A 14,655-nucleotide genomic window follows, 5' to 3' on the forward strand; every position below is an offset into this window, starting at 1 on the left:
ACTGCGGCGGCCGGCGCCAACGGCGCGGCCGGTTCGACGGTGCGGGTCGCGAATCTGGCAGCGTCGGGCCGCGCCGCCTGGAACGCGGCAGCCGGCTGCAGCCACCGCAGCAAGCCGACATGCGCCAGCACCACCAGCGCGATCAGCGGCGCCAGCCGCAGCCAGGGCCGTGCCGGCCTGGCGCTCATCGCCGGTGGCCCAGGTCGGCGGACAGCCGCGCGGCGGCGGCACGCAACGGCCGGTCCAACGCGCCGCCCCAGTGCGCATCGAAGCTGCCGGCCGGACCGATGGCGAGTTGGTCAGGCGCCATGTGGCCGCCGGAGTTCAACACCGGCAGGCGAAAGCCGGCGCTGCCGGGCAGCAGCGTCTCGAGCGCTGCGCCGAGTGCCTGCAGCAGGCCGCAGCCGACCTCGACGGACTGGATGCGCGTGCGCTCTTTCACAGGGGAAGCCCGCCACTAGAATGACGTTGAGATAAATTCAATTAACGATGCGTCATGGTCCGCAGGACTCTAGCGCATTTGCGGGAAAGCGGACGATGAAGCTGGCGACGTACAGGGATGGCTCGCGCGACGGGCAACTGGTGGTGGTTTCGCGCGACCTGCAGGCGGCCCACTATGCGACCGGCATCGCGGCCAGGCTGCAGCAGGTGCTGGACGACTGGAACTTTCTGGCGCCGCAACTGCAGGATCTGTACGACACGCTCAACAACGGCAAGGCGCGCAACGCCTTTCCGTTCGATCCGGCCCAGTGCCTGGCGCCGCTGCCGCGCGCCTACCAGTGGGTCGACGGCTCGGCCTACCTGAACCACGTGGAGCTGGTGCGCGCCGCCCGCAACAGCCAGGTGCCGGCCAGCTTCTACGAAGACCCCCTGATGTACCAGGGCGGCAGCGACGACTTCCTGGGGCCGACCGAGGACGCCCGCTTTGTTAGCGAAGACTGGGGCATCGACTTCGAGGCCGAGATCACGGTGGTCACCGGCGACGTGGCCATGGGCGCCACGCCCGACCAGGCGCTGGACGGCGTGCGGCTGGTGATGCTGGCCAACGACTGGAGCCTGCGCAACCTGATCCCCGCCGAACTGGCCAAGGGCTTCGGCTTCTTCCAGAGCAAGCCGGCCACCGCCTTTAGCCCGGTGGCGATCACGCCGGACGAACTGGGCGAGGCGTGGGAGGGCGGACGCGTGCACCTGACCCTGCAAAGCAGCTGGAACGGGCGCAAGGTGGGCATGTGCGAAGCCGGCGCGGAGATGACGTTCCACTTCGGCCAGCTGATCGCCCACGTTTGCAAGACGCGCAACGTACGGGCCGGCAGCATCGTCGGCGCCGGCACGGTCAGCAACAAGGGCGTGGCCAACGCCAAGGGCAAGATGGACTGGCCCAAGGGCTACAGCTGCATCGCCGAGAAGCGGGCCATCGAGACCATCCAGGACGGCCAGCCGTCCACCGGCTTCATGCGCTTTGGCGACACCATCCGCATCGAGGCCAAAGGCAAGGACGGCCAGAGCATGTTCGGGGCGATCGAGCAGACGGTGGTCGGGCCGAACGGCGCCGTCCCCGCCGCCGCTCCCGTCGTCGCCGCAAACCTCGTCATCCCCGCGTAGGCGGGGACCCCAGGACCGCGCGCCGGCGCGCTCCCCTCCAAGCCCCTGGATTCCCGCCTGCGCGGGAATGACGACATACTGGGCCCGAGTGCCCGCCATGATCCTGCGCCATCGGCGTGGTCTGGGCGTTGCTGGAAGGCATGCCGCCGCAGGCGGCACCGGCCGCGATCAGGAACCGTTTCACGGGGCTCTCCTTGGGGTGGAAGGCGCTGCTTGCCCGTCACCTGAATACGCGCAGCCCCGCGCAACGGAGTCAGAGCCTGAGCCAGGTCGGGCCTTTTTCCTCCGCATGCGCGCTGGCCAGACCCGCCAGGAAGCTGTCGCACCACCAGTGCACGTCGTAGCGCCGCAGGGTGCGCATCATCGCTTCGTGCCGGCTGCGCCGCTCCTCCAGCGGCATCTGCAGCGCCAGCAGGATGGCGGCTGCCGTGCCTTCGCGATCGTAGGGATTGACCAGCAGCGCTTCGGGCAGCTGCTCGGCCGCGCCGGCAAAGCGCGACAGCACCAGCACACCCGGATCTTCCGGGTCTTGCGCCGCGATGAACTCCTTGGCCACCAGGTTCATACCGTCGCGCAGCGGCGTCACTAGCGCGACGCGGCTGGCGCGGTACAGGCCCGGCAGGCGCGCGCGCGCCACGGTGCGGTGGATGTAGCGCACCGGCATCCAGTCCAGTTCGCCGAAGTTGCCGTTGATGGAGCCGCACAGGCTTTCCAGCTCGTGCAGCAGGTCGGTGTAGGCGCTGACGTCCTCGCGGCTGGGCGAGGCGATCTGCACCAGCGTGGCGCTGCCGCGGGTCTCGGGGCTGTTCTCCAGCAGCTCGCGGAAAGCCCGCAGCCGCTGCGGCAAGCCCTTGGAGTAGTCGAGCCGGTCCACGCCCACCAGCAGCTTGCGGCGCGAGTACTCGCGCTTCATGCGCTCGTACATGTCGGTCGCTTCCGGCGCCGCGGTCAGCTGCATGAATTCGTCGACGTCGATGCCGATCGGAAAGGAGCCGGCCTGCACCGTGCGGCCGAAGGCGCGCCAGCGGCCCGGTTCGATCGGCTGGGCGTGGGCCTCGGACTCGACATAACGGGCGAAGTGGCTCAGGTCGGCCTGGCTCTGGAAGCCGACCAGGTCATAGGCGAACAAGGCGCGGATCAGCCAGTCGTGGCCGGGGATGGCGGCCAGCATCAGCGGCGGCGGCAGCGGGATGTGCAGGAAAAAGCCGATGCGCTGCTCGCAGCCCAGCGCGCGCAGTTCGGCCGCCAGCGGAATCAGGTGGTAGTCGTGCACCCAGATGATGTCGTCTGGCTTGAGCAGCGGCAGCAGCTTGCGCGCGAACTGCTGGTTCACGCGCCGGTAGCCGTCGATGTAGCCGGCGTCGAAATCCGCCAGGTCGAGCCGGTAGTGGAACACCGGCCACAGCACGCCGTTGGAGTAGCCCAGGTAGTAGGCGTCGTGGTCGGCCTGCGTCAGGTCGAGCGTCACCAGCTTGACCTTGCCGGCTTGCTGGCTGTGCACCGCTTCGGCCGCCTCGCCTTCGGCCGCGATCTTGCCGCTCCAGCCGAACCACATGCCGCCGGTGTTGTTCAACACGTCGGCCAGGGCCACGGCCAGGCCGCCGGCCGCGGTCTTGCGCGGATCCGCGACCCGGTTGGAGACGACGACGAGCCGGCTCAAGCTCGTTGCCTCTGAGTGGCGCCGGGCCGCCCCAAGGCACGAACGCATCCTGGGGGGGCAGCGACGACACGCAGTGCGAAGCGTGGGGGCCGTGTCATATGACCGTGTCCCAGGGCGCCGACAGCCGGACCGCCGCGTTGATGGTGCCGACCATGGAGTAGGTCTGCGGGAAGTTGCCCCACATCTCGCCGGTGACCGGGTGCGTGTCCTCGGACAGCAGGCCCAGGTGGTTGCGGCTCTTGAGCATCACCTCGAAGATCTCGCGCGCCTGCGCCTTGCGGCCGATCCGCGCCAGCGCGTCGATGCGCCAGAAGGTGCAGATGTTGAATGCCGTCTCCGGCTTGCCGAAGTCGTCGGGCGCTTCGTAGCGCCGCATGTACGGTCCGTCGCACAGCGACTTTTCCAGCGCGTCGACGGTGGCGACGAAGCGCGAGTCGTTGGGGTCGATCATGTTGACCTCCGCCATCAGCAGCGCGCTGGCGTCGAGGTCGCGGCCGCCGAAGCTCTCGGCGAAAGCCTGGCGCTCCTCGCTCCACGATTCCTTCAGGATCCGGGCGCGGATCACGTCGGCGCGCTCGCGCCAGTAGCGGATCCGTTCCGGCAGGCCGAGCGCGGCCGCCACCTTGGACAGCCGGTCGCAGGCGGCCCAGCTCATGAGCGCGCTGGAGGTATGCACGCGGGCGCGGGTGCGCAGCTCCCACATGCCGGCATCGGGCTGGTCGTAGACGCGGAACGCCTGCTCGCCCACCGCTTCGAGCTGGGCGAACTCGGCTCGGCCGGCTTTCTTGAACAAGCGGTGATCGTGGAAGGCCTGGGCCGCGCCCAGCACGATGTTGCCGTAGACGTCGTACTGGAAGTGTTCCTGGGCCTGGTTGCCCACCCGCACCGGACCCATGCCGCGGTAGCCGGGCAGGTGGTCCAGGATCGACTCGGGCAGCTGCTCTTCCTGGCCAATGCCGTACAGCGGCTGGATGTGGCCGCCAGCCGAGCGGCTGACGATGTTCATCAGCCAGCGCAGGTACTCCTCCATGGTAGCCACTTCGGAGATTGAGTTGAGCGCGCGCACCACGAAGAAGGCGTCGCGCAGCCAGCAGTAGCGGTAGTCCCAGTTGCGGCCGCTGCCGGGCGCTTCCGGGATGCTGGTGGTCATGGCCGCAACGATGGCGCCGGTGTCCTCGAACAGCGACAGCTTGAGCGTGATCGCGGCGCGGATCACCGCGTCCTGCCACTCCAGCGGTAACGCCAGGGCGCGCGTCCACTGGCGCCAGTAGGCCACCGTCTCCTGCTCGAACGAGCGCGCCGTGTCCTCGATGCCGCCGGTCAGCGTCTCGTCCGGGCCCATGATGAAGTTCATGGCGCGGTCGACCACGAAGAACGTCTCCGACAGCACGTACGAGATCGGGGCGTCGCAGTTCACGCGCAAGGTCTGGCCGCCGCCGACATAGCGGATGTGGGTGCTGCCCTGGGTCACCGTCGGCTGCTGGCGGCCCCAGTCGAAGCGCGGGCGCAGCTGCACGCGCATGCGCGGCGCGCCTTGCAACACCTTGACCCGGCGCACCAGCGTCAGCGGCCGGAACATGCGGCCGCGGTTCCAGAAGCGCGGCGCGAAGTCGGTGATTTCGATGCCCTGGCCCTTGCGGTCGTACAGGCGCGTGCGCAGCACCGCGGTGTTGGGCTCGTACGCCTGCTCGCTGCGCTCGAAGTCCTCCAGCTCGAAAGCCCACCAGGCGCCTTTGTCGGTGTTGTCCAGCAGGCCGTTGAATACCGGGTCACCGTCGAAGCGGGGCAGGCAGGACCAGACCACCCGGGCCTGGCGGTCGATCAACGCGCTGTAGGCGCAGTTGCCCACCATGCCCAGGTTCAGCGATTGCGTGAAGTTCGTGTTCATGCGGTTCTCGTCAGGCGGGCGGCGACGGCCGCCTCCAGTTCGCGGCGCAGCGCGGCCGGGTCGGGCAGGCGGCGCCAGGCGGCCGTGTCGCCCTCGCCGACCTTGATGCCGACGCCGCCCAGGCGCTGCACGGTGAAAAAACCGGCCTCGTCGGTGACGTCGTCGCCGATGAAGACGGGCGTGCGGCCGGAAAATGGCGGCTCGGCCAGGAATTCCTGGATTGCCCGGCCCTTGCTGGCACCGCCGGGCTTGGCCTCGAGCACCATCTTGCCGTGCAGCAACGTGACGCCGGGGGATTGGTCGACGGCGGCCTGCATGGCCAGCAGGCACTCGTCGGCCAGCTCCGGCGCCTGCCGGTAGTGCAATGCGAGCGAGCCGCGCTTGGTCTCCACGATCAGGCCGGGATGCCGCGCCGCCAGCGCGCGCGCCGCGTGCTCCACCAGGTCCAGCGGTTCGGCGTGCAGCAGCACCAGGGTGCCGTCGGCGCCGCGCCGCTCGGCCCCGTGCACGCCGGCCACGGGCAGCCGCAACGGCAGCAGGAAGTTGTCGATCTGGGCGATGGGGCGGCCGGAGATCACCGCCACCGCCCCGTCCAGCAACTCGTACAGGCTGCGCACGGCGGCGATGAGGGGCGGCGGCACCTGCACGGCATGGGGCTGCGGTGCGATGTCGACCATGGTTCCGTCGAAATCCAGAAACAGGGCGCAGGAAGGCCGAAGGATGTCCGCAAGCGTCATCGGCGCCACACTAGCAAAGCGCAGGCACAGCTGCCAGACCGCGCGAACGCCGGCGGCGGTAGGAATCGTCCGACAAGTCGACGAGAGTTCCGGCAATCAGGTCGCATAGAGGCCTTCCAGCGACGCGAAACCCTTGACCTCGAGCGGGTTGCCGAACGGGTCGCAAAAGAACATCGTCCACTGTTCGCCGGGCTCGCCCGGATAGCGTAGTTGCGGTGGCAGCACGAACTCGGTGCCGGCGGCCTGCAGCCGGTCGGCCATGGCGCGCCAGGCCGGCAGCTCCAGCACCAGACCGAAGTGCGGCATCGGCACCAGCTGGTCGCCCACGCGGCCGGTGCGCTCGGTCTTGAACGGCTCGCCCAGGTGCAGCGAGAGCTGGTGGCCGTCAAAGTCGAAGTCGACCCAGGTGGCGGTGCTGCGGCCTTCGCGGCAGCCGAGAACGGCGCCGTAGAAGCGGCGCGCGACGTCGAGGTCGGTCACGTGGAAGGCGAGATGAAACAGGCTTGGCATGCGGGCGAGGATAGCCCGTGTCGGACAATGCAGGGCATGCGATCCCTGCTCGACGCCTGCCTGCGCGGGCTGGTCGCGTCCGTGCTGCTGGCCGGCACGGCGCGGGCGCAGGGCACGGCCTGACCGCCGGGCCCGCCTGCGGGCGCCGAGGTGCTCAGGCATGCGGCGGCGTCCCAGCTGCGCGACCGCGGGCTGCGGTGGCGCCTGACAGCTTCTTCGCTGGTGTCGGCGCGTTGCACATGACCGGCCCGCAGGCGCTGCCCGGCTTGCTGCGGGCCCGCGGCTTCGGCGTCCAGCGCGTTCCCTTGGCGAGCGGCACGCGTTTCAGTTCGGACAAGGCTGGATAATCCCCGCCATGCAGTCTCTGCGCTCCGCCCGCTTCCTTGCCCGCCTCGTGCTGGCCTGGTTCGTGCTGGCCATGGGCATGGCCATCGCCTCGCCCATGGCGCAGCCCGGCGCGCTCGACCTGGTCTGCGCCGGCGGCGGCCTCAAGCTGGTGCAGCAAGGCGATGACGGGCAGGCGCCGCTGTCGATGGGGCTGGACTGCCCGCTGTGCGGCCAGACCAGCGCGCCGCCGCCCGCCGCGCCCGCCCTGGCGGTGCTGCCGGTGCGCCATGCGGACGCGGCGACGCCCACCTTCCGGGCGCCGCTGCCGCCCGTCTTGCGACTGCCACCGGCCCGCGGGCCACCTGCGCCCGCTTTCACCTGAACCAGGCGGTGCCGGCGATGTGCCGGTGCTTTTGTCTCGTGATCACGGGCGGCGGCCGCATGCAGTCGCCGCCCAGTTGGGCTTCTCCATGACCTCGTCCCTTTCCTTCTCCCTCGTTCGTGCCTTCGCGCTGAGCGCATCCCTGTTCGCGGCCGGCGCCACGCAGGCCCACGTCACCCTGGAATACCAGGTGGCCCATGCCGGCAGCGGCTACAAGGCGAGCTTCAAGGTCGGCCACGGCTGCGGCGCCTTTGGCACCCGGCAACTGGTGGTCGACATCCCGGCCGGGGTGCGGTCCGCGCATCCCATGCCCAAGCCGGGCTGGCAGCTGGCCACCGAGCAAGCCGCAGGCGATGTGGCGCGCGTCACCTGGACGGCCCGCAGCGGCGACGCCGTGCTGGCCAGCGCCCACTACGACGAGTTCGTGCTGGTGGCGCGCATGCCGGACCAGGCCGGTACGCTCTACTGGCCGGTGCGCCAGGTGTGCGAGGAAGGCCACGCCGACTGGGTGGACATCCCGGCGCCCGGCCAGAAGCTGTCGGACCTGAAGGCGCCCGCCGCGCTGCTGGAAGTGTTGCCCGCGGGCGGCGCCGGCGGCCATTCACACTGAACGAAAGAACACGATGAACCGACTCCTTGCTTCCGCGCTCCTGTGCACTTGCTTCGCGCTGCAGGCGCAGACCGCGCCTGTCACCGTCGCAGGCGCCTGGGCCCGCGCCAGCGTCCAGGGCCAGAGCGGCACCGGCGCGTTCATGACCTTGACGGCGCGCGAGCCGCTCAGCCTGGTCGGCGCGGCCACGCCGATGGCGGGTGTGGCCGAACTGCACGAGATGAAGATGGAAGGCGACGTGATGCGCATGCGCGCCGTCCCCGCGCTGGAGCTGGTGCCGGGCAAACCGGTGGAACTCAAGTCGGGCGGCTACCACCTGATGCTGATGGACCTGAAGGCGCCGTTGCGGGTCGGCACGCAGGTGCCGCTGGCGCTGCGCTTTCGCGACGCCAAGGGCGTGGTCAGCACGTTGCAGGTGTCGGTGCCGGTGGCTGCGCGGGCGCCCGAGCACAAGCACTGAGGCAGCAGGGTGCCCCAGCTACGGCGACCCTGGAGTAAGCTGTGCGCAACATCACCGGAGCACCTGCCATGAGCGCAAATCCCGATTTCGGCTTCGGCAAGTTCGTCCCCGGCTTCGACTTCCTGCAGAACCTCGCCAAGGGCACGGCCCAGGCCACGCCACAGATGGGTGCCCTCTCCAGCTGGGTGGCGCCCACGCTGAACGTGGAAGAGCTGGACAAGCGCATCTGCGAGCTCAAGGCAGTGGCCTTCTGGCTGGACCAGAACGGCAAGGCGCTGGCGGCCACCATCCAGGCCCTCGAAGTGCAGAAGATGACGCTGGCCACGCTCAAAGGCATGAACGTCAACATGAGCGAGATGGCCGAAGCCATGAAGGCCCGCACGGCGGAGGCCGTGGGCGGCATGCAGAAGATGACGCAGGCCGCGGCCGGCGCCGCCAGGCCGGCTGCGAAGAAGGCAGCGGCCGCCAACGGCGATGCCGCCGCCGGCGGCCCGGTCGATCCGCTGCAATGGTGGGGCGCGCTCACCCAGCAGTTCCAGCAGATCGCGGCCAGCGCGCTGCAGGACGTCGCCCAGGCGGTGCCGCCCGAGGCGCAGCGGCCGGCCGAGACCGTCACCGCCGGTGTGCCCACCGGCAAGTCTGCCGCCGGCACGCCCGCGCCGCGCAAGGCGGCGGCTCGCAAGTCCGCCCCACGCAAGGCGAGCCCCCGCCCCTGAGGCCGCCATGAAGTTGTTCCCTTTCGGCCACGCCACCCACCCGCAGTGGCAGATGGCGGCCGGCCTGGTGCTGGCCCAGCTGCGCGGGCAGATGGCGCTGCACGGCTACGCGCCGGCGCCGACGCTGGGCCTGGTCTACATCACCGACCACTACGCGTCGGCGGCGCAGGAGATTCTCGACCACCTGGGCGCCGAGCTGCCCGAAGTGACGGAGTGGGCCGGCACCGTCGGCGTCGGCATCGCATCATCGAACGTGGAGTACTTCGACGAGCCGGCGCTGGCCGTGATGCTGTGCGCGCTGCCGTCGGACCAGTACCGCGTGTTCTCCGGCGTGGCGCCGCTGCCGGCCGGCTTCACGCCGCACACGGCGCTGGTCCACGCCGATGCGGCCACGCCCGACGTGGCGGAGCTGATCGCCGAGATGTCGGCGCGCACCTCCACCGGCTACCTGTTCGGCGGCCTGGCTTCCAGCCGTGGCGACGTGGTGCAGTTCGCCGTCGGCGGCAACGGCAACATGCGCGGCCAGGGCAAGGCCGGCGGCGTGTTCCGCGGCGGGATGTCCGGCGTCGCCTTCGCCCAGGGGGTGAGCCTGGTGTCGCGCGTCACCCAGGGCTGCCAGCCGGTGGCGCCGGCGCGCACCATCACCGGCGCGGACGGCAACCTCGTGACGCAGCTGGACGGCCAGCCGGCCCTTGACGTGCTGCTGCAAGACCTGGGCTTGTCGCTCGATGAGCCGCAGGCCACGGTCGCCGCGCTGCGCACCACGCTGGTGGGCCTGACCGAGGCCGGCGCCGACGTGGTCGGCCGCACCGGCCACTTCGGCTCCGACGTGATCGTGCGCCACATCATCGGCATCGATCCGCGCCAGCGCGGCGTCGCCATCGCCATGGTGGTGCAAGAGGGCATGCGGCTGGCCTTCTGCAAGCGCAACGTGGAGGCGGCGCGGGCCGACCTGATGCGCATCTGCGCCGAGATCCGGGAGGAACTGGAGCCCGAGGAGCTGCCGCTGGCGGTGGCCACCGCGCTGGCCGCCGACACGCTGGGCGAGCCGAGCCCGGCGCGGCGCATCGCCGGCGCCGTCTACGTCAGCTGCGCCGGCCGCGGCGGCCCGCACTTTGGCGGCCCGAGCGCCGAGATGCAGATCGTGCGCCATGCGCTGGGCGACGTCCCGCTGGTGGGCTTCTTCGCGGGCGGCGAGATCGCCCGCGACCATTTGTATGGCTACACGGGCGTGCTGACGGTGTTTCGCTAGCGGCGCAACTGCGTGAGCGCAGCGAGCTCCCAGCTGCGCATCGCCAGCACCAGCGTGTAGGCCTCGGGGTCTTTGTCAGCAAGCTCTGGTCGGCCGGGTGCTGCTGCGCGAAGTCCTGCGCCATCCGCTGCAACCGGTTCATGAACGAAGGCGCTGCTGCACGGCCTTCCGGGTGCTGCTCGGGGGCAGCGTCGCATTCGCCCTCTGATCGAGCCGTGCACAGCGGCAAGCCTTCGGCATGGCGGTGGAAGCCGCCGCCGAAGTAGTCCAGCACCGCGTGGTCGCGAAACGAGTTCATCACCGGTCCGTGCGGCCGCCAGCGACAGGTCTTGGTCAGCTTGAGGCGGCAGCGGTTGATGGGCCGCAGCGCGTGATCGTCGCTGCATGCGTACCAGGATCAGGTGCTGGGCGACTCGGAACGGCCGGCGTAGCGCCGCCGGCCGGCGGGATCAGACACCGCGGGCGCGGTCCCGCTTGAATGCCTGCGCCCAGGTCGCGAAGCTGCCGGCGTTCAGCGCCTCCCGGATCTCGCGCATCAGGTTCAGGTAGAAGTGCAGGTTGTGGATGGTGCCCAGCATCGGGCCCAGCATCTCGCCGCAGCGCTCCAGGTGGTGCAGGTAGGCGCGCGAGAAGCCGCCGCTGGTGCTGCCGTCGGCGCGCGTGGCGCCCTTGCAGGCATGGCAGCCGCAGGTTTCGTCCAGCGGGCGTTCGTCGGTCCGGTGCCTGGCGTTGCGGATCTTGACGTCGCCAAAGCGCGTGAACATGTGGCCGTTGCGCGCATTGCGCGTCGGCATCACGCAGTCGAACATGTCCACGCCTTGTTCGACGCCGGCCACCAGGTCTTCCGGCGTGCCCACGCCCATCAGGTAGCGCGGCTTGTCGGCCGGTAGCCGGTGGGGGGTGTGCGCCATGATGCGCAGCATCTCGTCCTTGGGCTCGCCGACGCTGACGCCGCCGACCGCATAGCCAGGGAAGTCCATTTCGACCAGCGCCGCCAGCGACTCTTCGCGCAGGTTCTCGAACATGCCGCCCTGCACGATGCCGAACAGCGCGTTCGGATTTTCCAGCCGGTCGAACTCCACCTTGCAGCGCTGTGCCCAGCGGCGCGACAGCTCCATCGACACCCGCGCTTGCGCTTCGGTCGTGATCTGGCCCCGGGTGTCGTACGGCGTGCATTCGTCGAACTGCATGACGATGTCGGAGTTCAGAGCCGTCTGGATCTGCATCGACACTTCCGGCGTGAGGAACAGCCGGTCGCCGTTGACGGGCGAGGCGAACCTGACGCCCTCCTCGCTGATCTTGCGCATCTCGCCCAGGCTCCAGACCTGGAAACCGCCCGAGTCCGTCAGGATCGGCTTGTGCCAGTTCTCGAACTTGTGCAGCCCGCCGAACTGCGCCAGCACGTCCAGGCCCGGCCGCATCCACAAGTGGAAGGTGTTGCCCAGGATGATCTGTGCGCCCATCTCCTCCAGCGAACGCGGCATCACGCCCTTGACGGTGCCATAGGTGCCCACGGGCATGAAAATGGGCGTTTCCACCACCCCGTGGTTCAGGGTGAGGCGCCCGCGCCGGGCGTGGCCTTCGGTGGCCAGGACTTGGAAACTCAGCATGCCGCGATTGTCGGCGATGCCGGTGCCAGGCGCCGCTCCAGCAGCATCGCATCCCCATAGCTGAAGAACCGGTAACCCTGCGCGATCGCATGGCGGTACAGCGCCATCACCTGCTCGTAGCCGGCCAGCGCGCTCACCAGCATCAACAGCGTCGACTTGGGCAGGTGGAAATTGGTCAGCAGCACGTCGACCTGGCGGAAGGCGAAGCCCGGCGTGATGAAAATGTCGGTGTCGCCGCGCGCCAGCCCGCTGCGGGCCCAGGATTCCAGCGTGCGCACGGTGGTGGTGCCCACGGCCACCAGCCGGCCGCCGCGCGCGCGCAGGTCGGCGATGGCCTGCTGGGTGGCTTCCGGCACCTCGTACCACTCGCTGTGCATGCGGTGCTGCGCGATGTCCTCGGTCTTGACCGGCTGGAAGGTGCCGGCGCCCACGTGCAGCGTGACGCTGGCGCGCCGGATGCCGCGCGCCTCCAGCTCGGCCAGCACCTGCTCGTCGAAGTGCAGCGCCGCCGTCGGGGCCGCCACCGCGCCCGGGTTGCGCGCGAACACGGTCTGGTAGCGCCTGGCGTCTTCGGCGGTGTCGGCATGGGTGATGTACGGCGGCAGCGGCACGTGGCCGTGCTGCTCCATCAAGGTGTAAGGGTCGCCGCTGAAGCCGAAGCGGAACAGCGGCCCGTTCTCGCCGGGGTAGCGTCCCAGCAGCGTGGCCGTGAAACCGCCGTGCATGCGCACCGTGGTTCCGAGAGGCGGCCTCTTGCTCACCTTCATGTGGGCCACGACCTCCTGGCCGCCCAGCACCCGCTCGACCAGCAGTTCGAGCTTGCCGCCGGTGCGCTTCTCGCCGAACAGGCGGGCCTTGACCACCTGGGTGTCGTTGAACACCAGCAGGTCGCCCGGCTGCAGCAGTGCGGGCAGGTCGCGAAAACCGCGGTCGGTGGCGCCGTCGCCGCGCCCATCGAGCAGCCGCGAGCCGCTGCGTTCGGCGGCCGGATGCTGGGCGATCAGTTCGGGGGGCAGGGCGAAGTCGAAGTCGCCAAGGGAGAAGCTACGCATGCTTGAGGGCTGGACAAAGCCCGTGCCAAGTGATTGAACAGGCAGAATTGTCCCATGCCCGTTGCCCAGGAGCTGTCCCCGCCGCAGAAGGCCCTGTTGAAACTGGGCCTGGCTCGTGACATCGACCTGGCGCTACACATCCCCCTGCGCTACGAGGACGAAACCCGGATCACGCGGCTGCGCGACGCCCGCGAAGGCGACACGGTGCAGATCGAAGCCGAGGTCACCGACAGCCATATTGCCTTGCGCCCGCGCCGGCAACTGGTGGTGACGGTGGACGACGGCAGCGACACCTGCGGGCTGCGCTTTTTCAGCTTCTACCCCTCGCAGCAGAAGGCGCTGGCGCCCGGCACCCGGCTGCGCATCCGCGGTGAGTTGAAGGGCGGGATGTTCGGCTGGCAGATGGTGCATCCCACCTGGCGCCCGGCCGGAGGCGAACTGCCGGATGCCTTGACACCGGTGTATCCGACGGTCGCGGCGCTGCCGCAGGCCTATCTGCGCAAGGCGGTGCTGTCCGGGCTGGCGCGGGCCGACCTGTCGGAGACGCTGCCGCCCGACGCGCCACCGGCGCCCGGACGCGCGGCCGACTGGAGCCTGCAGCAGGCGCTGAACTTCCTGCACCATCCGGCGCCGGACGTGCCGCTGGCGGCGCTGGAAGACCGCAGCCATCCGGCCTGGCTGCGGCTGAAAGCGGAGGAGTTGCTGGCGCAGCAGCTGTCGCAGCTGGAAAGCCGGCGCGAGCACGAGCGGCTGCGGGCGCCGCCGCTGCGCGGGGGCGCCGGCGGCCTGCACGAGCAGCTGCTGGCGGCATTGCCGTTCCAGCTGACGCCGGCGCAGCAGCGCGTCGGCCAGGAGATCGCCACCAGCCTGGCGCGCGCGACGCCGATGCACCGGCTGCTGCAGGGCGACGTGGGCTCCGGCAAGACCGTGGTGGCGGCGCTGGCGGCGGCGATCGCCATCGATGCCGGCTGGCAATGCGCGCTGATGGCGCCCACCGAGATTCTGGCGGAGCAGCACTTTCGCAAGCTGATCGGCTGGCTCGAGCCGCTGCTGGCCCCGCGCGGCCAGAGAGTGGCGTGGCTCACCGGCAGCCAGAAGAAAAAGGAACGCGGCCAGATGCTGGCGCTGGTGGCCAGCGGTGAGGCGGCGTTGGTGATCGGCACCCATGCCGTGATCCAGGACCAGGTGCAGTTCAAGGCGCTGGGGCTGGCCATCATCGACGAGCAGCACCGGTTCGGGGTGGAGCAGCGGCTGGCGCTACGGGGCAAGCTGGCCCAGGTGGAGCGCGAGCCGCATCTGCTGATGATGTCGGCCACCCCGATCCCGCGCACGCTGGCCATGAGCTACTACGCGGACCTCGACGTCTCCACCATCGACGAGTTGCCGCCGGGGCGCACGCCGGTGGTGACGAAGCTGATTTCCGACAGCCGTCGCGCCGAGGTGATCGAGCGCATCCGCCACCAGCTGGCGCAAGGCCGGCAGGTGTACTGGGTTTGTCCGCTGATCGAGGAAAGCGAGACGCTGGACCTGACCAATGCCACGGAAACCCACCAGGCGCTGAGCCAGGCGCTGCCCGGCGTGATGGTCGGGCTGCTGCATTCGCGCATGCCGCAGCCGGAAAAGAAGGCCGTGATGACGCTGTTCACCGGCGGTCAGATGGGGGTGCTGGTGTCGACCACCGTGATCGAGGTCGGCGTGGACGTGCCCAACGCCTCGCTGATGGTCATCGAACACGCCGAGCGCTTCGGCCTCTCGCAGCTGCACCAGCTGCGCGGCCGGGTGGGCCGGGGTGCGGCGGCATCGGCCTGTGTGCTGCTGTATTCGACCGGCGACTATCCACGCCTGGGTG

Annotated in this window: 15 protein-coding genes and 1 pseudogene; 7 read left to right on the top strand and 9 right to left on the bottom strand. The window is 70.0% G+C overall.

Annotation, left to right across the window (positions count from 1 at the left end; genetic code table 11):
- Both JWP65_RS19025 and JWP65_RS19030 read right to left on the bottom strand, forming a co-directional pair.
- Nucleotides 1–188: hypothetical protein (locus JWP65_RS19025; protein ID WP_299766600.1), on the bottom strand; the 188-nt coding region annotated here is incomplete at its 3' end.
- Nucleotides 185–442, bottom strand: coding sequence for a hypothetical protein (locus JWP65_RS19030; protein WP_299766602.1), 258 nt, complete (start codon nucleotides 440–442; stop codon nucleotides 185–187). The genes JWP65_RS19030 and JWP65_RS19025, both read right to left, overlap by 4 nt.
- A gap of 95 nt (nucleotides 443–537) precedes the next feature.
- Here JWP65_RS19030 and JWP65_RS19035 point away from each other — a divergent pair, with 95 nt between their 5' ends.
- Nucleotides 538–1,602 carry a fumarylacetoacetate hydrolase family protein gene (locus tag JWP65_RS19035; RefSeq protein ID WP_299766604.1) on the top strand — a complete coding sequence of 355 codons (1,065 nt, stop codon included), beginning with the start codon at nucleotides 538–540 and terminating at the stop codon, nucleotides 1,600–1,602.
- A gap of 253 nt (nucleotides 1,603–1,855) precedes the next feature.
- On the opposite strand, the gene otsA is transcribed toward JWP65_RS19035, so the two are convergent.
- From otsA to JWP65_RS19055, 4 genes are all read right to left on the bottom strand, one after another.
- Nucleotides 1,856–3,262 (bottom strand): alpha,alpha-trehalose-phosphate synthase (UDP-forming), encoded by a 1,407-nt coding sequence (otsA, locus tag JWP65_RS19040; RefSeq protein ID WP_299766606.1) that lies wholly within the window; start codon nucleotides 3,260–3,262, stop codon nucleotides 1,856–1,858.
- Between the two features lie 94 nt (nucleotides 3,263–3,356).
- Nucleotides 3,357–5,150 carry a glycoside hydrolase family 15 protein gene (locus tag JWP65_RS19045; protein ID WP_299766608.1) on the bottom strand — a complete coding sequence of 598 codons (1,794 nt, stop codon included), beginning with the start codon at nucleotides 5,148–5,150 and terminating at the stop codon, nucleotides 3,357–3,359.
- Nucleotides 5,147–5,887 carry a trehalose-phosphatase gene (otsB, locus tag JWP65_RS19050; RefSeq protein ID WP_299766610.1) on the bottom strand — a complete coding sequence of 247 codons (741 nt, stop codon included), beginning with the start codon at nucleotides 5,885–5,887 and terminating at the stop codon, nucleotides 5,147–5,149. Before otsB ends, JWP65_RS19045 begins: the two co-directional genes overlap by 4 nt.
- 96 nt (nucleotides 5,888–5,983) lie before the next feature.
- Nucleotides 5,984–6,397, bottom strand: a complete 414-nt coding sequence (locus JWP65_RS19055) for a VOC family protein (protein ID WP_299766612.1) — start codon at nucleotides 6,395–6,397, stop codon at nucleotides 5,984–5,986.
- Between the two features lie 355 nt (nucleotides 6,398–6,752).
- Here JWP65_RS19055 and JWP65_RS19060 point away from each other — a divergent pair, with 355 nt between their 5' ends.
- From JWP65_RS19060 to JWP65_RS19080, 5 genes are all read left to right on the top strand, one after another.
- Entirely contained in the window at nucleotides 6,753–7,106 is a 354-nt protein-coding gene (locus JWP65_RS19060) for a DUF2946 family protein (RefSeq protein WP_299766614.1), read from the top strand.
- Nucleotides 7,107–7,194: 88 nt separating this feature from the next.
- Nucleotides 7,195–7,716, top strand: a complete 522-nt coding sequence (locus JWP65_RS19065; RefSeq protein ID WP_299766616.1) for a YcnI family protein — start codon at nucleotides 7,195–7,197, stop codon at nucleotides 7,714–7,716.
- 13 nt (nucleotides 7,717–7,729) lie between these two features.
- On the top strand, nucleotides 7,730–8,176 hold the full coding sequence (locus JWP65_RS19070; protein ID WP_299766618.1) for a copper chaperone PCu(A)C: 447 nt from the start codon (nucleotides 7,730–7,732) through the stop codon (nucleotides 8,174–8,176).
- A 68-nt stretch (nucleotides 8,177–8,244) separates the two neighbouring features.
- Entirely contained in the window at nucleotides 8,245–8,892 is a 648-nt protein-coding gene (locus tag JWP65_RS19075; RefSeq protein WP_299766620.1) for a PhaM family polyhydroxyalkanoate granule multifunctional regulatory protein, read from the top strand.
- Between the two features lie 7 nt (nucleotides 8,893–8,899).
- A complete protein-coding gene (locus tag JWP65_RS19080; RefSeq protein ID WP_299766622.1) occupies nucleotides 8,900–10,144 on the top strand; it encodes an FIST C-terminal domain-containing protein in 1,245 nt (414 codons plus the stop codon).
- On the opposite strand, the pseudogene JWP65_RS19085 reads toward JWP65_RS19080, so the two are convergent.
- The 3 genes and pseudogenes from JWP65_RS19085 to queA all read right to left on the bottom strand — a co-directional run.
- Nucleotides 10,141–10,511 (bottom strand): annotated as a pseudogene (locus JWP65_RS19085) (hypothetical protein); the annotation flags it as partial. The gene JWP65_RS19080 and the pseudogene JWP65_RS19085 overlap by 4 nt on opposite strands.
- Nucleotides 10,512–10,593: 82 nt before the next feature.
- Nucleotides 10,594–11,754: a tRNA guanosine(34) transglycosylase Tgt gene (gene tgt / locus JWP65_RS19090; RefSeq protein ID WP_299766623.1), complete on the bottom strand. Its 1,161-nt coding sequence runs from the start codon at nucleotides 11,752–11,754 to the stop codon at nucleotides 10,594–10,596.
- Nucleotides 11,748–12,806 (bottom strand): tRNA preQ1(34) S-adenosylmethionine ribosyltransferase-isomerase QueA, encoded by a 1,059-nt coding sequence (queA, locus tag JWP65_RS19095; RefSeq protein ID WP_299766625.1) that lies wholly within the window; start codon nucleotides 12,804–12,806, stop codon nucleotides 11,748–11,750. The genes tgt and queA overlap by 7 nt, the downstream gene beginning before the upstream one ends.
- Before the next feature lie 54 nt (nucleotides 12,807–12,860).
- Between queA and recG the strand changes: the two genes are divergently transcribed.
- The coding region (recG, locus tag JWP65_RS19100) for an ATP-dependent DNA helicase RecG (RefSeq protein ID WP_299766627.1) at nucleotides 12,861–14,655 on the top strand (1,795 nt) is incomplete at its 3' end.

The sequence above is a fragment of the Ramlibacter sp. genome, from assembly GCF_028292805.1.
Taxonomy (GTDB): Bacteria; Pseudomonadota; Gammaproteobacteria; order Burkholderiales; family Burkholderiaceae_C; genus Ramlibacter.